Source organism: Shewanella psychropiezotolerans, assembly GCF_007197555.1.
Taxonomy (GTDB): Bacteria; Pseudomonadota; Gammaproteobacteria; order Enterobacterales; family Shewanellaceae; genus Shewanella; species Shewanella psychropiezotolerans.
This window is the reverse complement of the sequence record NZ_CP041614.1, coordinates 1,313,405-1,333,317: the sequence shown is the minus strand read 5'-3', so window position 1 is coordinate 1,333,317 and position 19,913 is coordinate 1,313,405. Positions and strand designations below refer to the sequence as shown.

Sequence of the window (19,913 nt, the reverse complement as noted above, 5' to 3'; positions counted from 1 at the left end):
TCCTGCTCTGTTGTCAGCTAGCTAAAATCTAAATAGGTTTTGCCTTGAATCGGACGCGGGAAACCAGGCTGATGTTCGAGCCACTGCCAGCCGATACCATCTGTATTGCCACCATAGATAGGGTCTAAGGTCAGGGACTCCAGTAAATAATAGAGCAGCAATGAAAGCCAGTTCTCACCGGTGCGACTCTTGGCTATCTGCTTAAGCACGACATCTTGCTCATTCACCCCTAGCTTGATGAAACTAGCGCCATGGGTCGATTTTGCTAACTCTTCGAGCCAACCAACACCGCGCAAGATAAATGCCCTGTCACCATCGGCTAAATTGTCAGGATCATCGAGTGCCCAGGTCAGATATCTAAATGCGTTAAGATCTTTTGCCGAAGGTCCATCGTCATCATCGGGAAATAACTGCATCTGCACCGCTGCAACTACAGCTTGAGCATGGGAACTAAAACCTGCATCACTGCCTCTCTCCTGGCTATCAACCTCATCAGCGGCTGCAACTACTGAGGGCTTAGCACCAATCAAACCGAGTAAAACTGCGGCAGCACCTGTTTGTCTTAAAAAGGCTCTGCGGTTAAGGCCACTACTAAAGACACTGACTAATTCAGGCTTGCTTGAGCCCGCTTTTAACGGCTTATCTTTTAATTGTGCCTCAGTTAACGGGGTATCTTTTTTCAACATACGCTCTCCTTGCTGCAGCCCTGGCTTGCCATTAATTCTTGCCCCATTTGAGGTATCATCTGGTTCCACTGAGCAATATTACTACTCAGGGTATCTGTAATACCATCGACCTGCTTGATGACACCATTGATATCCACTAAGAAACTGGTTGGCGTGCCCATCACACCATAGAGGTGAGTCACCTCGGCTTCATCATCGAAGGCTATAGGGTAATTAGTCGAAAAATGAGATTGAAAACGAGTGATTTCAAATAAAGAGTCACTCCAACTGGTATTAACAGCCAACAGTTTCACCCGCTCTCCAAGCTCATTTTGAATATCCACCAGCTTAGGTGCCTTCTTCGTACAGGGGCCACACCAGGTATTCCAGAAGATGAGATAAACTGACTTATGTCCCTGATAATCACTCAGGTTAAACTCGGTTCCATCGAGTTGCTTGAGCGCAAAGTCGGGGGCGATTTCCCCCACAGATAAAGGCGCTGTCAGCGCCTTGAAACCAATAAATAATGACATGACAAGCACCCCATAAATCCCTTTAACCATCCTTCTCTTCATCATATGTGCCTAAATATCATCCAGTAAAAACATCTATTATTAATACCAATCGGTATAACAGCAGACCGCAAGCTCTAATAAAACAATTCAAGTTAAATGAGTTTTGCATCTTTTATTGATTTAGAACAATTTTTAACAAGCATCATGGACGCTCCCCATCAAGCACCGAGTATTTTTTAGCCCTCCTTGGAAGAAGGCACTTAAAGTCAGGTCGAAATATGGGTATTTTCAACCTTTTGCTACGTTGGGGGATTTAAACTAACCTGATGTTGTCAAAGACTAGAGCCACCCATTTAGCAAGGGGACTATTACACAATATGAAAAGAAGATTAGGGTTAGCTTTTTGTTTGATGATTATCGTAAGCGGGATCGCTTATCACTTCCTATCACCACAAATTTTGGTCAGAAATCATTCTGACAGAAGCTTTTACCAAATTATTTTTAACCTGCCGACAAGCCAGCTCACCTTTGAGCCCGTCAAGGCTAATAGCCGCCAAACCATCTACTTCTCCCCACAGGAGAAAACAGGCCTAGTCACTTATCAGCTTATTTCGATTAATGGGGCTCAGGTAGCGCAAGGCCATATAGAATATCAATTCGACGATAACAATTTTTCTCAATTCGGGACTAAGCTCAGCTTCATCATAGATGAGCAATATCGAATCAGCTTTAGCAGTAATCAACAGTAATGATTACAAGAAAAAGTGCATCTTAAAAAAGAGGCAAAGTGTTGAGATTATTCCATACTTATCCAAGATAAAACTCAAAATACTGGAGTCTGATATGTCGCGGTCGTTAATCCCCAGTTCCAGCCCTTATGCAGATTTGATAGGATTTTCACGTGCGGTGCGGATAGGCAATCATGTCTGTATCGGCGGTACAGCTCCGATAGATAAAGGGGGAAATACGGTCGGCCTCAATGACCCGGCAGCACAAGCCCAACAATGTATACAAACCATCATACATACATTAGAAGTAGCCGGAGCCAGTTTAGACGATGTAGTACGTACTCGAGTGATGGTTACAGATATAAAAGACTGGCCGAAAATTGCCGAAGTACATGGTGAGTATTTTAAACATATCAGACCTGCTTCCACCCTATTCCAAGTTAGCCGCTTCATCAATCCTGAATGGCTAATAGAGATAGAGGTAGATGCGATAATAGACATAGATCGCTGTATTGATTAATTATTAATCTCGGCATCTATAATGAACATTAAAGTAGATGTTGTCATCCATCAACATAGATCACTGTATCGATTAGCGCTTAAAGCTTAACGTTAAGCGCTATGTTCATCAATGGATTAAGACAAGAGCATGCGCCACCACATCCCAGGTAGGCTAGTGAAACCTGTAGTGTAATGTTTCAGCTCGCCATCTTTAAATACCATCAAGGTAGGCGTCAGCTGCACCGACCAATCACGGGCAATGTCATTATTACTGTCGTTGATGGTCTCAAACTCATAGCCCTTATGCTGAAGATATTTGACCATCTTGTCATCGGGTCCCGAGTTCATCGCCACTGTGACTACTGGGTACATGCTGGCCATGGTATCCACTGCCGGACTGACAAAGTTACACACCGGGCACCAGGTGCCCCAAAAATACACCAATACCGCCTGATCTTGGCTCAAGGCATCAATATCGATATCAGTCCCGGCTAAGGTCATGCCTTTGATGTCTGGCAGGTTATCCCTTGGAATATCCTTACCACGCCAGATGTCCATCACTCCGGTGATCACTATGGCAAACAGCATAAACAGGGCTATTTGCTTAAGCCAGCCGAAGGCCCTTCTCAAAGGAGTAAGCGCCACGGTATCTAAGGCTATTTTTCCAGCCTGAGTTTTATCCTTACTATCGTCAGCGGCTCTACTCATTAGCCTTTGGCCTCAATCACTTCTTCAAGCTGCTCTTTGAGCACATCATAAGACACGAGTCCTGGAATAATCTTATCGCCAAAAATCATGCTTGGGGTGCCGCCTATGCCTAAGTTCCTCATCAGCTTGATGTTATCATGCATCATCTCGTTGACTCGAGAGTCCGTCTTTCCTAACCATTTCTCGGTATCGGTCAACTTAGCGACTTTAGCTATAGATGCTGAGTCGAGTCTACGCGGGCTAGACATCAACATATCTTTCAATTTTATGTACTTCTCAGGCTCGTTAAGCCAAACCGTCTGCGCCAATTCTACCGCCAGTTCAGACCCTTCCCCTTGCAGCGGCACCATCTTGATGATGATCTTCAGCTGAGGAAACTCTTCGATCAGCTTATTGAGCGAGGGTTCAATTTTCTTGCAGTAAGGGCAATTGAAATCGGTGAAATACACCATAGTGATCTCAGGGTTTTCAGCTCCTTTCCAGGGGTCGCTCTTAGTTTCATACATGGCGCTATAATTATCATCCAGAGCCGTCTGCTTGGCAGAGTTTGCCCCTAACTGCTCACGAGTCTGCAGCGCTATGATGGCTTCCTTCAAGAGTTCAGGATCATTAACCAAGGCATCCTTGATAATGGCTCTGACATCTTGCTCTTGCTGAGCCGTTAAACTTGTCACCTCGGCGTGGACCGGTGAGATAAATGACAGCTGTGAGGCGATAAAGAGTGCAGAAGCGGTAATGCCAGACATGGCAATAAACTGCAGTTTTCTTGATTGCATCAGTTTTAGCGGGCTAAATTTATGCAACTTAGGCTCATTGGACTGGCTGTCTAACTTAGATACTGATTTCATCTTATATTCCTAATATTTTGGCTAGCTCAAGGTAATGGGCTCACCTTGAGCTATAAATGTGTCTGATTAACCTGTGTTTTATTTATATAAAAACACTTATAGAGTCACTGATTTATTGTTTAATTCTCTGCTCGGCCGAAGCCGTTGGTGCTGTCGATGCACGCTCAATCGCGGCTAACACCCCTTGTGTAGACAAGATCACAGGTAACTGGATGCCATCGGGTGCCCCTGGGCCGTAAACCACATTAAATGGCACACCGAAACGATTATGCCGCTGCAAATAGTTGGTGATGTACTCAGATGGCTTAGTCCAATCTCCTTTCATGGTCATAAGATTGTCTTGCTTGAGCTGACTATAGACAGGATCTTGCAATATCACCCCCACCTTATTGGCCTTACAGCTGATACACCAGTCGGCAGTCACATCGACAAAAATCGTCTTACCCTCGGCCACTTGCTCGGCTATCACCTCTTCGTTTAACGGAGTCCACACCAGATCTGTGGGCAAAGGTTTCGCCCATTGCTCTGATGTCATAAAGGCGCCTATGGCGGCAAAGATAAGCGTGATACTAAACGTCGCCACGACCGCGGCGGCGCCAATCGTTTTTGCCATAAAGATGAAGAAGGTCACCAGTAAGACAGCTGCTGCGACAAACAGATAGCTGGTTGCCAGGAAATTGCTCAATAGACTGATGAGCCACAAACTAGTGATCAGCAGTAATACCGAGAAGATGACCTTAACCACACTCATCCAGCGACCGGGTTTAGGGAAGTAGTTCGCGATCTGAGGGAACGCTGCCACTAACAGCCAAGGTAGTGCCATGCCCAAAGCCAACGCAGTGAAGATCACCAACAAGCTGATGGTATCGGCGCCAAGGGCAAAGGCGACCGCAGTCCCCAAAAATGGTGCGCTACAAGGCGTCGCCAATAAGGTCGCAAACATCCCCTGAAGAAAATGCCCCCTGTTGTTATTGCCCCCGGTTGTCGCCAACTTAGTTTGCAGACTCGAAGGCAAGTTAATCTCAAATGCCCCAAGCATATTGATGGCAAAGATTGAGGTCACCAGGGCCATAAAGCCGATAAACCAAGGATTTTGGAACTGCACCCCCCAACCTATCGCCTGTCCGGTAAACTTGAGCATCAGGATAAAGCCCGCCAGTAACCAAAAAGAGACCAAGATCCCCAGCGCAGAGGCGATAAATTGCTGACGAATTTGATTACGTTCAAGATCCGGCGCCGAGACCACTGAGCTTAACTTCATGCCAAGTACCGGTAACACACAGGGCATCACATTGAGTATCAAGCCACCAATCAAGGCGATAAGCATCATTTTGAGCAGAGATGAGCCCTGGGCGATGATTTGAGTCGGTTTCACCTCAGATGAGTATTCCAACGCACGCTGGGAATCGACCACAGTGACATGCAAACTTTTACCCAGTAATTCAGGCTCACCCAGCCAGCTGCTACCATCGAAGATAGCGACGATTTTCTCGGCTTCGCCTACATCGGCGGCTTCTCTCTTGTTGACACTCACTAGCTTGAAAACCGTGTCCGGCTCGCCATCTATGATCAATTTAGGCTGACGCCAGTGAGTACCGTCGAGCACCACTTCCAGCTGTGACTTGCCACTGTCCCAACCTAGTTTTATTGCGGAATCAGCGTCTTGTGCTGTCACCTTCAATGGCACACTAGAAACCGCCCTGTTATAGGCGAACATGGCATCGGTGTCGGCCTTAAGAGTACCGGGCTCGATATCCAAGTTGATCTCATAATCCGTGAGCACACAAATGGTGGTACACGAAGACAAGGTGAACTTGCCATGCAGTTGAGTATTGGCTTCAATATCATCTAAAGTCAGCAGCAAGGGAAAAGTGACTTCATCTTGATAACCAAAGGTCTGCATGCCTAGCAAGGAAAACTGCTGCGGTGCGGGCCATGACCAATCCACCTTCTGTAGATTCGTGGACTTGTCCCACTTAATACTAGGGGCTATTCCCCCTCTCCAGGGCTACGCCAATAGGTCTTCCAGTCCCCATCAAGCTTAACTTCGAGTACCGCGGGCATAGCCTTAGTGACTGGATCTAATTCCCCGGTCAACATCAAGCGTACCTTCACCGGCGGATGATTGGGGTTAGTTAGCCAGCCAGTGGAAGCTGCAACTGCCATCTGGCTTGCACTTAAAGACAATAAGACACATAAAGCCAAGAACATTGATTTAATAGACTTCAATTGACTCTCCTTTTAATGTTAGATATTGATACTTAAATTTAAATTGTTTGCTCAATTGCATGTTCAATTTATTACTCAAAATAATAGTCATAGCCATCTTCACTTTATAAATCGTTCCATAATGCGTTCCCTTGATACTTGAATAAGCGCGTAATACCCAGGAACGAAGAAGGAGCCAATGAGTAATACACTCAATAAGCCGCCCACTAAGGTAAACCCGATATTCTGTAACCCCACCGCGCCGGCACCAGATGCAAATAGCAGAGGTGCGATACCTAAGATGAAAGACCATGAGGTCATATTCACCGCCCTAAATCTCAATGCGCCACCTTGCTTAGCCGCCTCGATAATTGATAACCCCGCCTCTCGTTTTAGCTTAGAAAACTCGACAATCAAGATGGCATTTTTTGCCGCCATGGCGATAAGCAAAACCAGTCCTATCTGAGCATAAAGGCTAAGAGAGAAGCCGCCCAGCTTGAGCGCCAGCATGCCACCTAAGATTGCCGTTGGCACCACCAGAATAATCGCAAAAGGCAATGTCCAGCTTTCATACTGAGCCACCAGCAAGAGATAAATAAATATCAGCGCAAATCCGAAGGCATAGATGGCCATATTGCCAGCAAGCTTCTCCTGATATGAAAGACCACTCCACTCATAGGTATAACCCTGAGGCAATACCTCTGCGGCGACACGTTCCATGGCCTCCATGGCATCCCCCGTTGAAAAACCTGGGGCGGACTGACCTTGAATGATGACCGCGCCATACTTGTTATACCGCCAGATGATATTCGGCGCTAATGTCGGCTTAACTGTAACCAACGTGCTCAAGGGGATCATCTCCCCGCTCTGACTTCTCACCTGATACCTGGCAATATCTTTTACCGACTCTCTAAAAGCACCATCGGCCTGCAATGTTACTTTGAAAGACTTTCCAAACTGAGTAAAATCATTGATATACAAGGATCCAAGATTAATCTGCAAGGTTAAGAACACCTCAGACAGTGGCACCCCAAGTTGTTTCGCTTTCAGTCTGTCGATGTCGAGATAATAGTGCGGCACATTCGCCCTGAACGCGCTGAATACACCTTGCAGCTCCGGCTCTTGATTCGCACTATCGATAAGGTCTTGCATCACAGCGCCAAGTTCCGCCTTGTCTCTACCTAAGGTATCTTGCAGCACAAACTCAAAGCCTGTGCCAGAGCCAATACCCGGGATGGTAGCAGGCCCAAAGCTGATAAGCTGAGCCTCTGGTAACTCGGCTTTTGCCCACTGTCCGACCCGAGAGATAATATCCTCGACGCCATGGAGACCTTCCAGTGCAGCACGTTCATCCCAATGAGCTAAACTGACAAACATTCTGGCAGCATTAGATTGCATTGAACCCGATAAACCTGAATAACCGGCCGCTGAAGCGATATTTAACACCCCAGGCTCAGACTTAAGAAAAGCTTCTACTTTGGTGATCACTTGCTCCGTGCGGCTCAAACTCGCCCCATCAGGCAAGATGACATTGACGAAAAAGATCCCCTTATCCTCTTTCGGCACGAAGCTGGTGGACGTCGACTGAACTAAATAACCCAGTGCCGCTAATGCCCCAAGCGAAAGTATCACTAAAACCAGACTCTTTCTGATCAATACCGAGGCGGTCCTGCTGTAGCTTGCGGTAATATTGTCAAAGAATCGATTAAAGCCGATATACCACTTAGGATAATTTTGTACACCTGGCTTTAATAATAAGGAACACAAGACAGGGCTTAAACTCAAGGCAACCACAGCCGACAAGATCAGTGAAAAAATCAAGGTCATGGCAAACTGCTGATACATGATCCCAGTCACCCCGGGTAATAGGGTCACAGGAATAAACACGGCTAATAAGACCAAGGTTGAGGTGATTATCGGCCCAGTGACCTGCTTCATCGCCTGCTCTGTGGCCGATTTAGTACTAAGGGATGGAGCTTGAGCTAAATTAGCTTCAACATTTTCAATCACCAAAATGGCATTATCCACCACAATGCCAATAGCCAAAATCAGTCCGAACAGGGTCACGGTATTGATGCCAAAACCCGCTACCAACATTAATGCAAAGCTGCCAACTATCGAAATAGGAATAGCAATTAACGGCACTAAGGTGGCTCTTACAGAGCCAAGAAACAAGTAGGTTACTAATACCACCAGAATAACGGCCAGTACTAATGTCCAAAGCATGCCCTTAATCGATTCAGTCACAAATAATGTGGTATCAACTTGGGTGTTATACATCATGCCTTCAGGCATAAAGGCTTGCATCTCTTTAAGCGCCGCTTTTACCGCATCGGCCACCTCGATAGCGTTAGCCCCGGGCAGCGTGGTTATCTGAATTTGCGCCGATGGCTTGCCATCACTGATCCCTGCGCCAACATAGTCTTCCTGCCCGAGCTCCACGGTCGCAACATCTTTGAGATAAACGGTATGACCCGACTTATCTGCACGTAGTATGACATTCTCAAACTCCTCAACCGTAGCAAGACGCCCTTGAGTCAGTAGCGAATACTCTAGTTCTAACGGTTTATCGCTGGGTCTCGCCCCGACACTGCCTAATGGCGCTTGAATATTTTGCTCAAGCAGCGCCTGCTGCACATCAGAAGCGGTAATACTCAGGTGCGCCATCCTATCTGGATTAAGCCACATACGCATACTGAGGAATCGATTACCGTAAAGCACAGATTCAGACACCCCCTTAATTCGGGTCAACTTATCTGTGACCTGTAGCGCCACAAAGCTAGATAAGACCTGTTCACTTATCTGGCCATCTGTTGAGGTAAAATCGATCATAATTAGAATATCAGGTGAGTATTTTTTCACGCTTAAGCCATTCCCCAACACCTCAGAAGGCAGCATGGGCTCGGCTAATGCCAGGCGATTTTGCAAATTGACCTGAGCAATGTTTGGATCTGTGCCCACCTCGAAGGTCACAGATAGACGATAAGTGCCATCGTTGCTACTTTTAGAGCTCATATAGATCATATCTTCGACGCCGTTAATGGCATCTTCGATAGGCCTGGCTATGGTCTCTTCAACCACAGAGGCACTCGCCCCCCGCATAGATGCAGTGACCTGAATTTGAGGCGGGGTGATAACGGGAAATTGAGACACTGCCAGGTTAGGTATCGCTATGATGCCAGCCAAGGTGATAATCAAAGACAGAACGATGGCAAACTTAGGCCTATCGAGAAAAAACTTACTGATCATGCGCCTACCACCATCACTTGAGCGTTAGCAGCATCAACCAACTTGGCCTTAACCCAAGAGCCGGTTTTAACCCGTTGCAGACCATGAGTGATCACCACTTCGTCAACCGTCATCCCCGCATTAACGATAACCTGATCGCGCACTTGCTCACCGATACGAATATCTCTGCGTTCGACTCGCTCATTAGCGTTGACTACAAATACATAGAATCCCACTAAATCTTGCAACAAGGCACGCTGAGGCAGTAACAACACAGATTCAGCCAGACTTTCGGTCACAGTGAGTTCAACATATTGTCCAGGTAATAACAGCTGCTTTTGGTTATTAAACTCGGCGCGAACATCAACTGTGCCCGTCGCTTTATCGACACGATTACCTAAATAAGTGATCTCACCAATTTCAGAAAAAGCTTCGCCTGAAGTAAAAAACAGCGAGACGGAGGGCAATTGAGCACCAGTGGCTTGTAATTTCTTTTTGGTCTGATGGAAAACCGTTTCACTCACCTGAAAACTGACATCGATTGGTGACACAGTCACAAGATCCACAAGCGCTTCACTCGATGGTGATACCAGCTCACCAAGCGCCACCTTGCTGTTACTGATCCGTCCTGAAAATGGTGCCCGTATTTGGGTGTAATCCAACTCGGTTTGAGCTAACTGAATTTGTGCTTTGGCCGACGTTATTTGCGCCTGAGCTAATTGTTTTTCAGCAAGGAAACGGTCAACTTCAGCTTCACTTATCGAGGAGTTAGGCAGTAAAGATAGCCCACGTTTATAATCAAGATTAGCCACATTCAAATTAGCTTCGGCGCTAGCCAGCAGAGATTTTGCATGGGACAGTTTTGCCTGATAACGGCTATCATTGAGTAAAAACAGTAGCTCGCCTTCGGCAACAATATCTCCCTCATTAAAATGCTTGGACACTAGATAACCTGTGACTTGAGCTTGCAGAGCAACGTCTTCTTTTGCCGCGACCCGCCCCTTAATTTTAAAGTTATGATGATATTCGTGTGCGGTGACTCTTGCAGCCTTCACAGCCACAGCAGCCTCTACACTTTTGTTCCCATCAGCATAAACTCTATCTGGAAAAACCACAGTCGCTACAACCAAAGGCGTCATAATGCATACGCTAGCTAACAAAACTTTATCTAATTTCAAAATAACCTCAAATCCCGTCAATGACGGGCTAGCCTGCTAAGGTCTCACCTAAGGCGATAACGCTTATGCAGTAAATATCTACATGATGATAAATACGCTGCGAGAGCAACGTGTCCAGAGGTAAGTCACTTATGATTATCGGGCTATTTTCAAACTAGTCAGCTAAGGCTTTTGTTACTGTAAATCCAATACATGTGGCCAATGTGATAAGCCTAAGTCTCAGATACAGTAACGCCAAAAGATGAACAAAATTGACCCAATAACCGCTAAATAGCGTAATTAAAGTGACTTAATCTCTCAGTAGAACAGATGAGTTTTTATTCTTGAAAGCGACACAAGGAGAGGTGTATTCGCCTGGGTTTAGCTTGTTCGCCAGGCTCTGGATAGCGTGTGATGACACGATACACGAGGGGAAGTAAGGGGAGTAAAAAAAGCAGTACCAAAAAAGGTAAGCTACTGGGTGCATCCATACACACACGCATGGACTTTTCTGATAATTCACACTTTTTGAATTCGAACGCTTTAAGCTCTGCGCCTTGAGTGAGCTCTTTTGCACTAGCACTGACATTCGACTCTGCACTTACATGTGCTGGGAGTAAAGCAGCCGACATCGCCTGCGCACTCTGTTGATTGAGTAGCAGGTTAAGAATTCCACTATTTTGGGTCAAACAGAATAGCGTCAGTATGGTAAAAACCAGTACCGTCCAACGATTTCCTGTTTGGTTAGCAAAAAACTTATTGATGAATAATGTCCTTTTTGAAACGTAAACTTACATTCGGGCTAGAAACGCAAACCTGAAACCAGGTTTGCTAATGGGATCTGACAGTGGAGCTCAGATGCGCCTGTTGGATAAGACCGGATAAAGGCAAAAATAGTTCATAAAAAATATTTTTATTTTCTCAATCGATTTTCATTCTCACTAAGTGAATAAAAAACAATCTATTGCATGACACACAAGCTTATCTTAAGTTATCTTTATAAGGTTATTTATTGAACACAGCACATTTACTAGCCCCCCTATTACAGGTGACTATTTCTATAAAAGTAAGTGAAATCAGAATAAGAGCCGTGGTAGTAATTCATCTAACAAAGTTGAAAATGGCCAAGGAGAAGGTATGAGCAACCCACATTCTACTGATGCAAAGCCGATTATTGCAGACAATAAACCTAAGAAAGTCGAACTCACCAAGGGTCAGGAATATTATTTCTGTGCCTGCGGCCAATCTAAGAAGCAACCCTTCTGCGATGGCTCACATGCAGGCACTTCATTTAAACCTAAGGCCTTCACAGCAGAGCAAGATGGCGATGCATATCTTTGCGCCTGCAAGCACACGGCTAATGCCCCCTTTTGTGACGGCACTCATAAACAGTTCACCGCCAAACAGGTTGGCAAAGAGGGACCAGGCCCGGCTAAAGATACCAAATCCGACGCCATGCCCTTGGCTAAGGCCACACTAGAGGAACCTACGGTGGAATTTATCCACCAACTTGCCCGAGAAGGCCTGTCAAAACTTGGCCATCATGGTCCCATGACCTCAATGGGTGTACCCCGTCATCTACTGCCTCATTGGGATGATATCCAGATAATGACGGCCCAAATGGCCACTAAGCCATTACAGGAAGACCAAGCCGTCTCGACCGAACTGATCATAGGCCCCGAAGCCCGTAAGCCGCTTAAGCTCAAGATCCCACTGTTTGTTTCGGATATGAGTTTCGGCGCACTTTCCGAAGAAGCTAAAACAGCCCTGGCTATGGGTGCTGAGCTTGTTGGCACTGGAATATGCTCTGGCGAAGGTGGCATGCTCCCCGAGGAACAAGCACAAAACTCCCGCTACTTCTATGAGCTCGCCAGCGCCCAGTTTGGCTATCGTGAAGAGCTACTACATTCTATTCAAGCCTTTCACTTCAAAGGCGGACAAGGGGCAAAGACAGGCACTGGAGGTCACCTACCGGGAATAAAAAACCGAGGGAAGATTTCACAGGTAAGAGGCATTCCCGAAGGTCAGCCAGCCATATCACCGCCCACCTTTAAGGAACTCAATAATTCATGCGACTTTAAGCGTTTCGCAGAACGTGTCCGTGAGATCAGTGGCGGCGTGCCCATAGGGTTTAAACTCAGTGCCAACCATATCGAACGTGATATCCAGTTTGCCCTGGACGCCACTGCCGATTACATCATATTAGATGGCCGCGGCGGCGGAACTGGCGCGGCTCCGGAGATGTTCCGCGACCATATCAGCGTACCCACGATCCCAGCCTTAGCTCGTGCTCGTCGATTTTTAGATGAAAAAGGTGCCAGCGGAAAAGTCACCTTAATCATCACAGGTGGAATACGTGTCCCCATGGATTTTGTCAAAGCCATGGCCTTAGGCGCCGACGGCGTCGCTATCTCTAATAGCGCCATGCAAGCCATAGGCTGTGTAGCCGCCCGTATGTGTAACACCAACAACTGCCCTTCCGGCATAGCCACACAGAACCCGGAGCTGAGGAAGAAACTCAATACCGACAAGGCATCGATGCAACTCGCTAACTTCTTCACTGCATCGGTGGAACTAATGCAGGTTATGGCCCGCGCCTGTGGTCATCATAGTTTGAGTGATTTTAACAAAGATGACTTAGCCACCTGGCACAGAGAGATGGCACATCTTTCGGGAATACATTACGCGGGATTCACGCCATAAGATTAGTAGAACGTCACCTTCATTCGAAGATGACTACGAGTTCCTAGAATCTAGATTCTAGGAACTCGTTACTTATCAGCCTTAGCTTGACCTTATCGCTTACAGCTGTCTCAGCTCTGTCTTGAACTCGAGACTCGAAGCTCGGAACTTCTCAGCCTTATCCCAACTTTCTTCTCAACACCTTAGTCGCTTGAACTAAGTTCTTAAGGGCTGGCTCTACTTCATCCCATGTTCTCGTCTTCAAGCCACAATCCGGGTTAACCCAAAGCTGGCGTACGGCAATCTTGTCGGCCGCTTTCTCGATAAGCTCAACCATCTCATCGACCGTTGGCGTGTTTGGTGTGTGAATATCATAAACACCTGGACCTATCTCATTCGGGTATGCGAAATCTTCGAAGGCCGTGAGTAACTCCATGCGAGAACGCGAGGTCTCGATAGTGATCACATCGGCGTCCATGGCCGCGATGGCCGCTATAGTTTCATTGAATTCGCTGTAACACATATGAGTGTGGATCTGCGTCTCATCTGTGACACCTGCGGCGCTCAACTTAAATGAATCAACCGCCCACTTAAGGTAGGCTTGCCAATCACTCTTCTTCAAAGGCAAACCTTCCCGGAAAGCTGGCTCATCTATCTGAATGATGCCTATCCCCGCATTTTGCAAGTCGACGACTTCATCACGAATGGCCAAACCAATTTGAGTCGCTATCTCCTCACGGCTGATGTCTTCACGGGCAAATGACCAATGCAGAATAGTAACCGGCCCCGTTAGCATGCCTTTAACTGGCTTGTCAGTCAGAGACTGAGCATACTGCGCCCACTCGACTGTCATAGCCTCAGGGCGTGACACATCACCATAGATAAGTGGCGGCTTAACACAACGTGAGCCATAACTCTGGACCCAACCAAATTTAGTGAAGGCGAAACCTTGAAGCTGCTCGCCGAAATACTCGACCATGTCGTTACGCTCGGCCTCACCGTGAACCAGTACGTCAATACCTAACTTAAGCTGACGCTCAACCGTATCTCTGGTCACCTGGCGTAGTTGGTCGTTATAAAACTCTTGGGTGATCTCACCTTTACGCCAGCGACTACGCAGGCCGCGAATTGCCGGAGTCTGTGGGAACGAGCCTATGGTTGTCGTAGGTAACAGGGGTAAATTAAACTTCTGTTGTTGTATAGCTTGGCGGTTAGCAAACACGGTATCACGCTCATAATCATCCGCATTAAGAGCCGCAACTCTGTCGATAACTTGCTGATCGGCGGCGGCTTCTCGAGCCTCTCTGCGCGCCACACAAGTTGCCACTATGGTGTCTATTTCAACTTTAGCGGCACTGTCCGCAGGAGTGCTGAGTAGCGCTTTCAGTTGAGTCAACTCAGAGAGCTTCTGTTTCGCAAATGAGAGTTGTTGCTTCAGGGCCGGAGCCAGCTCAGTTTCAACATCGAGATCCACCGGGCTATGAAGCAGTGAACAAGAAGGAGAGATCCAGACTCGTCCCTTAAGGTCGTTCACCACAGGAGCGATACGCTCGGCAATCAAGTCAATATCTGCCGCCCATACGTTACGACCATTAATAACACCTAAAGAGAGCACCTGCTCAGGTTGTAAGTTTGCCGCAAATTCTGCAAGCTGTTCGGGAGCCGTGACAAGATCCAAATGCAGACCGGCAACAGGCAAGGCTGAAACCAATGCTTGATGATGAGCAATGGTGCCATAGTAACTCGCCAGTAATACCTTGACCTCAGATGACTTCAGTTCCTCATAGGCAGAAGAAATAGCTGCTTGCCAATCGGCATCAAGCTCAAGGGCTAAAACAGGTTCTTCGAGTTGCACCCAGTCTACACCTTGCTCACTGAAACGAGCCAAGATATCTGCATAGGTCTTAATGAGCTTAGGCAGTAGTGAAAGTTTATCGAAATCGCTGCCAACAGCCTTAGATAAAAACAGATAAGAAACCGGACCTAACAGTACAGGTTTAGCGGCATAGCCCAGTACTTTTGCTTCTTCAACTTCTTCAAAAAACTGCTCATACGCTACACTGAATTCTTGATCTACAGTTAACTCAGGCACTATGTAGTGATAGTTAGTATTGAAATACTTAGTCATTTCACCAGCGGGGGCATCTTTACCCGATGGTGCACGGCCTCGTGCGACTCGAAACAAGGTATCGAGATCAACATGAGCATCATCTTGGTTTCTGTGACGCTCAGGGATGGCATTCAATGTCGCACTCAGAGTCAGCACCTGATCATAGAAGGCGAAATCGCCCACGGGCAACAAGGAAACCCCGGCCTGTGCCTGCCACTCCCAATGAGTACGACGTAACTCCTTAGCCACTTTTTTTAGCTCAGCCTGACTAGTCTCGCCACGCCAATATTTCTCTTGAGCAAACTTCAGCTCACGTTGACGACCAATTCTTGGAAACCCTAGGTTAGCTATCTGTATCTCTTTCGAAGTTTGCATATTGTATACCTTTTTGCTTTAATATGAGCAGAATTCAAAGTAAACGCGCCAGAGTCTTATCAGTGACTCCTGGTGATGTAACATCTTTCGATGTAAAAACACATTTGGGCGTCTGGACGTCTAGAAGTTTATTGTGATAGTCTATCTTCTGACAAACGAATTGATTTCAAGCGCAACATGAGTAAAATTCACGTTGAACAAAAGTAGGTATTATATGATTGAGCTTAGACACTTACGAACACTAGTAGCCTTAAAAGAGACGGGAAGTCTCGCTGGTGCAGCCAAGAAACGCTTCGTCACTCAATCTGCGCTTTCTCATCAGATAAAAGAGTTAGAGACCCGGATTAACTCCTCAATCTTTATCAGAAAGAGTAAACCTCTCTCTTTTACGCAAGAAGGCGCTCGGCTACTCAATCTGGCCGAAGAGATCTTACCTAAGGTCGTCGAAACCGAATATGACCTCAAGCAGGGACTCAATGACGAACTTAATCAACTTGCGGTAGGCATCGAATGCCATAGCTGCTTTCGATGGTTGATGCCAGTGATGGAGCAGTTTAGGACGGCATATCCAAATGTGAATTTAGACCTTTCCAGCCGACACCTGTTTGATTCACTCAATGCGCTGGAGATTGGCGAACTCGATGTGGTACTCACATCAGATCCTGTTCCGGGACAATCCATTGCCTATCAGCATCTGTTCGATTTTGAAGTTCAGCTCGTGGTTGCCAACGATCACCCTCTGGCCAAGCTGGAATATGTGACGCCTAAGCAACTCGAGAAACTTGCTATTATCAGCTATCCAGTGCCGCTGCAACGTCTGGATCTTTACCGTCATTTCCTGGAGCCTGCGGGAGTGGAAGCCGGTGAGCAGATCAGCTGCGATCTCACCATGATGCTACTGCAAAGGATCGCCTGCAAAGATGGTGTGGCAGCCCTACCAACCTGGTCAATCAGCGAGTCTTATGGTTTGAACTTAACCGCAATCAAGCTAGGACCTGAGGGATTAAAGCGTCCGCTGTTTGGGGCATATCGCAAAGATAGCTCTAGCGCACGAGTGGCGCAGCAGTGGTTAAAGCTAGTAGCCAAAGAAGGACTAGCAAAACAGCATAAGTTCAATTGAATTAAATGAAAGAACGAGATCCTAGGCTCTAACGGTGAGTTCCTAGGATCTTGCTATAAAGACAGGGCTATCGCGAGCTACAGCCAGATGCTCGAGCCTTCTTTTACAACGGATTCAGCAGCTGATTTCTCATCGAAAGCACGCGTCTGAGCACTAGACCTGGCGAGTTTGCATTGCGAGTCTGTCTGAGATTATGGGCAATCATAAACTCATCTTTAAGCTCTTCATCTAAACCCAAAGATTCAAACGCTTCTATGGTCAAAGTCTGCTTCTGGTTATCGATAAGCGACTTGATGATGCTCAGGGGAAACGACTCTTCCGACTCGGCATTTAAGAAGGCAAATGCAGTCAAGGCAATAATCTCACCGAATACACTAAACAAGGCTAAGGTCTGCACTTCATCCGGGTTGATATCCACCCCTTCCATTTGATGCAAACTATCGACGGCATCGGTAGCGATACTTTCAGTCAATGACCAATACCCGTGCACTAACTTCTTATATGGCTGGGGCAATTCATCGAGGCGCTCTTTCAAATAGAAGGTAAAGGCATAACGATATATGTTCACCTGACCTAATCGAACCAAGGCATCTTTCAATGAGCGGTTCTTAGTGGTAATACCTGCACCGCTAATCGCCGAATTGCTGCGCCAAAGCATATGAGCTGCTAAAGCAGGATCTGAAGAGACTATATCGATGACATTTCGAATATCACCATCGGCGATAATCGCCTTCTTTAATGGAATCAATATTCCGCGGCGACCAATCACCTGCTCTTCATTACTAATAATTGCGCGTACTTGAGTGAATACCTTATGCTCAAGATCTGTCATGGGAAGTTTTAACCTACATTTATTATTTTGGCACAACACCAATTGTTATCAGGGAATTTACCCATAAAAAGGCCACTTGGGTCAAGTTGATTTCGTCTAAATGAATACTTTAACTCTATTTCTCTGCCAAAGGTCAAATCACCGGACGAAAACCCCGAAATTAAGACTAAATAAGAGCGTTATCAACCATTCCATAAATTAGCGGCATTCAACCTAAAGTCTGAAGATATCGGCACTATATTTCACATTTGGTATCTTCAATACCTTAATAGCACATATTAATAGCACATATTCGATGAATTATATCGCGCCTGCATCTTCGAGTCCTTGATAAATCGTCTCAGCTAGCGCGCGGTAACCTGCATCATTAAGGTGAATCGTATCAGATTTCATTGACCGGGTTTTGAGCAAGTCCGTTAACGCCTCTTCTAGAAGCATAACATTATACGTATCAGCTAGCTCTGAATAGAGCGCCGCCGATGATAAAAAAATACTCTTCTGAGGGACGGCAATCAAGACTACCGGAATCGACTTAGCATGAGCCAGTTCGATCATCTGCGCCAGATTAGTTTTGGTCTTGGCTATATCGTGATTACGCAGAAAATCATTGCCACCTTCGAGTAAAATCAACAAGTCAGGCGTCTCTCGAACAAGTAGTTCAGCTAGCCTGGTCAAGCCTTGTGAGGTTGTCTCACCTGAAACACCAGCATTGATCACCCTGAGGCCAGTCAATTCAGCCAAAACCGCTGGATAGTCACCGCCTTCACTCGCCCCTTGCCATAAGTAAGACTATCGCCAAAGGCCATGATTTCGGCACTCGCCGAAAGCGGTTCAAGTTTAGGGCCGGAACATGCAGAAATGAACACACATAAAACGAATACAATAAACCGAATTTTCATGCGTTTACCTGTGCCAAAGAGAGTTAAAAATTTATCACGTTAACATGGGCCATAACAAAGCCAGGCACAAGGGGAGCAATACCAATTCCAGAAACGTTTAAAGCAGCTTCAAAATGAGACTGCCAAATGTCTAGGGTTCTGGGGGCTGTCCAGTTCTAGCAAGCCTAACCCAAAAAAACACCTGTTTGCAGATGCAAACCAGGTGTTTTTTATTTCTTCCAGCTTATAGCTCGTAGCATATTAGAACCTATAGCGGAGGCAGCGAGTCTAGGGACCAGCGTGGCATACCTTTGACGCCTAAATCCTCTGTCTGACCGGCCTTCAGTCTCTGCAAACCGGCATAAGCGATCATGGCGCCGTTATCGGTACAGAATTCGCCTCTGGGATAGAAAACTTCTCCGCCTAAATTTTGCATCATCTCGGCTAGCGAGCTGCGCAGGCGCGAATTTGCACTCACTCCTCCGGCAATGACTAAGCGGCTATAACCGGTTTGTTTTAGTGCGCGACGACACTTAATAGAAAGTGTATCGACCACAGCTTCTTCGAACGCTAGTGCGATATTGGCACGGGTCTGCTCATCATCGGGCTCTCTGGCAATCGTATTGGCGGCAAAGGTCTTCAAACCAGAAAAACTGAAATTTAATCCTGGCTTATCCGTCATAGGACGAGGAAAACGGTAATGGCCAGTCTCACCTTTCTCTGCCAGCTTAGCTAACCTTGGCCCACCTGGGTAATCTAGCCCCATGAGTTTCGCGGTTTTATCGAATGCTTCACCTGCGGCATCGTCAACAGACTCGCCAAGCACTTCATATTGTCCAATACCTTCAACGGCCACCATCATAGAGTGTCCGCCGGATACTAACAGCGCGAGAAAAGGAAACTCAGGCACATTATCCTCTAGCATAGGGGCTAAGAGATGACCTTCCATATGGTGCACGCCAACGGCAGGCTTACCCCATGAATAGGCTAATGAGCGCCCCACACAGGCACCGACTAATAAGGCGCCAACCAAACCAGGACCTGTGGTATAAGCGACTCCATCTATGTCATCCATTGTGCTGTTAGCATCGGCAAGCGCCTTCTTAATCAAGGGCACCACTTTTCTCACATGATCGCGAGATGCCAGCTCGGGTACAACCCCACCGTAATCGGCATGTAGCTTTACTTGGCTATATAATGTGTGAGATAACAAGCCTAGCTCGTCGTCATAAACGGCTATTCCTGTTTCATCGCAAGATGTTTCAATACCTAAAACCCGCATCGTATCCCGTCAAAGTGTCATAAAAGGCTGCTAATTCTACCTGCTGTGCTTTAATTATACCAATAGACTTGTTGCT

General features: G+C 46.6%; 15 protein-coding genes and 1 pseudogene. 4 read left to right on the top strand and 12 right to left on the bottom strand.

Translation table 11 applies throughout. The features are described from left to right. Positions 1-17: 17 nt before the first annotated feature. Complete coding sequence (locus FM037_RS05895) at positions 18-686, bottom strand: gluconate 2-dehydrogenase subunit 3 family protein (protein ID WP_144045230.1); 669 nt, start codon at positions 684-686, stop codon at positions 18-20. Then, positions 680-1,198: a peroxiredoxin family protein gene (locus tag FM037_RS05890; RefSeq protein ID WP_227992696.1), complete on the bottom strand. Its 519-nt coding sequence runs from the start codon at positions 1,196-1,198 to the stop codon at positions 680-682. Before FM037_RS05890 ends, FM037_RS05895 begins: the two co-directional genes overlap by 7 nt. A 359-nt stretch (positions 1,199-1,557) precedes the next feature. Between FM037_RS05890 and FM037_RS05885 the strand changes: the two genes are divergently transcribed. Both FM037_RS05885 and FM037_RS05880 read left to right on the top strand, forming a co-directional pair. Continuing rightward, positions 1,558-1,929, top strand: a complete 372-nt coding sequence (locus FM037_RS05885; RefSeq protein WP_227992692.1) for a hypothetical protein — start codon at positions 1,558-1,560, stop codon at positions 1,927-1,929. Between the two features lie 94 nt (positions 1,930-2,023). Next, positions 2,024-2,428, top strand: coding sequence for a RidA family protein (locus FM037_RS05880; protein WP_144045228.1), 405 nt, complete (start codon positions 2,024-2,026; stop codon positions 2,426-2,428). Between the two features lie 116 nt (positions 2,429-2,544). On the opposite strand, the gene FM037_RS05875 is transcribed toward FM037_RS05880, so the two are convergent. The 6 genes and pseudogenes from FM037_RS05875 to FM037_RS05850 form a co-directional block, all read right to left on the bottom strand. Further along, complete coding sequence (locus FM037_RS05875) at positions 2,545-2,997, bottom strand: protein disulfide oxidoreductase (protein ID WP_407695652.1); 453 nt, start codon at positions 2,995-2,997, stop codon at positions 2,545-2,547. Between the two features lie 119 nt (positions 2,998-3,116). Further along, entirely contained in the window at positions 3,117-3,965 is an 849-nt protein-coding gene (locus FM037_RS05870) for a DsbA family protein (RefSeq protein WP_227992691.1), read from the bottom strand. A 112-nt stretch (positions 3,966-4,077) separates the two neighbouring features. Further along, positions 4,078-6,194: pseudogene (locus FM037_RS05865) on the bottom strand (protein-disulfide reductase DsbD family protein). Between the two features lie 99 nt (positions 6,195-6,293). Continuing rightward, positions 6,294-9,422 carry an efflux RND transporter permease subunit gene (locus tag FM037_RS05860; protein WP_144045227.1) on the bottom strand — a complete coding sequence of 1,043 codons (3,129 nt, stop codon included), beginning with the start codon at positions 9,420-9,422 and terminating at the stop codon, positions 6,294-6,296. Next, the gene (locus tag FM037_RS05855; RefSeq protein WP_144045226.1) at positions 9,419-10,579 is read right to left on the bottom strand and encodes an efflux RND transporter periplasmic adaptor subunit; all 1,161 of its coding nucleotides are present in this window, start codon (positions 10,577-10,579) and stop codon (positions 9,419-9,421) included. Before FM037_RS05855 ends, FM037_RS05860 begins: the two co-directional genes overlap by 4 nt. A 317-nt stretch (positions 10,580-10,896) precedes the next feature. Continuing rightward, positions 10,897-11,247, bottom strand: a complete 351-nt coding sequence (locus tag FM037_RS05850; RefSeq protein WP_227992688.1) for a hypothetical protein — start codon at positions 11,245-11,247, stop codon at positions 10,897-10,899. A 448-nt stretch (positions 11,248-11,695) separates the two neighbouring features. Between FM037_RS05850 and FM037_RS05845 the strand changes: the two genes are divergently transcribed. After that, complete coding sequence (locus FM037_RS05845; RefSeq protein ID WP_144045224.1) at positions 11,696-13,261, top strand: glutamate synthase-related protein; 1,566 nt, start codon at positions 11,696-11,698, stop codon at positions 13,259-13,261. 157 nt (positions 13,262-13,418) lie between these two features. Here FM037_RS05845 and metE read toward each other — a convergent pair whose 3' ends face one another. After that, positions 13,419-15,707 (bottom strand): 5-methyltetrahydropteroyltriglutamate--homocysteine S-methyltransferase, encoded by a 2,289-nt coding sequence (gene metE, locus FM037_RS05840; RefSeq protein WP_185977056.1) that lies wholly within the window; start codon positions 15,705-15,707, stop codon positions 13,419-13,421. Between the two features lie 232 nt (positions 15,708-15,939). On the opposite strand from metE, the gene FM037_RS05835 reads away from it, so the two are divergent. Beyond that, a complete protein-coding gene (locus FM037_RS05835) occupies positions 15,940-16,845 on the top strand; it encodes a LysR family transcriptional regulator (protein WP_144045222.1) in 906 nt (301 codons plus the stop codon). 103 nt (positions 16,846-16,948) lie between these two features. On the opposite strand, the gene FM037_RS05830 is transcribed toward FM037_RS05835, so the two are convergent. From FM037_RS05830 to tsaD, 3 genes are all read right to left on the bottom strand, one after another. Further along, positions 16,949-17,677 carry an HDOD domain-containing protein gene (locus FM037_RS05830; RefSeq protein ID WP_144045221.1) on the bottom strand — a complete coding sequence of 243 codons (729 nt, stop codon included), beginning with the start codon at positions 17,675-17,677 and terminating at the stop codon, positions 16,949-16,951. A gap of 300 nt (positions 17,678-17,977) precedes the next feature. Beyond that, a complete protein-coding gene (locus FM037_RS05825) occupies positions 17,978-18,418 on the bottom strand; it encodes a GDSL-type esterase/lipase family protein (RefSeq protein WP_324617109.1) in 441 nt (146 codons plus the stop codon). A 405-nt stretch (positions 18,419-18,823) separates the two neighbouring features. Continuing rightward, complete coding sequence (gene tsaD, locus FM037_RS05820) at positions 18,824-19,837, bottom strand: tRNA (adenosine(37)-N6)-threonylcarbamoyltransferase complex transferase subunit TsaD (RefSeq protein ID WP_144045220.1); 1,014 nt, start codon at positions 19,835-19,837, stop codon at positions 18,824-18,826. Between the last annotated feature and the right edge of the window lie 76 nt (positions 19,838-19,913).

Bases quoted from the DNA above. Each gene is read 5' to 3' on its own strand.
- FM037_RS05895 (WP_144045230.1), bottom strand. From the start codon at position 686: ATGTTGAAAAAAGATACCCCGTTAACTGAGGCACAATTAAAAGATAAG.
- FM037_RS05890 (WP_227992696.1), bottom strand. From the start codon at position 1,198: ATGTCATTATTTATTGGTTTCAAGGCGCTGACAGCGCCTTTATCTGTG.
- FM037_RS05885 (WP_227992692.1), top strand. From the start codon at position 1,558: ATGAAAAGAAGATTAGGGTTAGCTTTTTGTTTGATGATTATCGTAAGC.
- FM037_RS05880 (WP_144045228.1), top strand. From the start codon at position 2,024: ATGTCGCGGTCGTTAATCCCCAGTTCCAGCCCTTATGCAGATTTGATA.
- FM037_RS05875 (WP_407695652.1), bottom strand. From the start codon at position 2,997: ATGCTGTTTGCCATAGTGATCACCGGAGTGATGGACATCTGGCGTGGT.
- FM037_RS05870 (WP_227992691.1), bottom strand. From the start codon at position 3,965: ATGAAATCAGTATCTAAGTTAGACAGCCAGTCCAATGAGCCTAAGTTG.
- FM037_RS05860 (WP_144045227.1), bottom strand. From the start codon at position 9,422: ATGATCAGTAAGTTTTTTCTCGATAGGCCTAAGTTTGCCATCGTTCTG.
- FM037_RS05845 (WP_144045224.1), top strand. From the start codon at position 11,696: ATGAGCAACCCACATTCTACTGATGCAAAGCCGATTATTGCAGACAAT.
- FM037_RS05835 (WP_144045222.1), top strand. From the start codon at position 15,940: ATGATTGAGCTTAGACACTTACGAACACTAGTAGCCTTAAAAGAGACG.
- FM037_RS05830 (WP_144045221.1), bottom strand. From the start codon at position 17,677: ATGACAGATCTTGAGCATAAGGTATTCACTCAAGTACGCGCAATTATT.
- tsaD (WP_144045220.1), bottom strand. From the start codon at position 19,837: ATGCGGGTTTTAGGTATTGAAACATCTTGCGATGAAACAGGAATAGCC.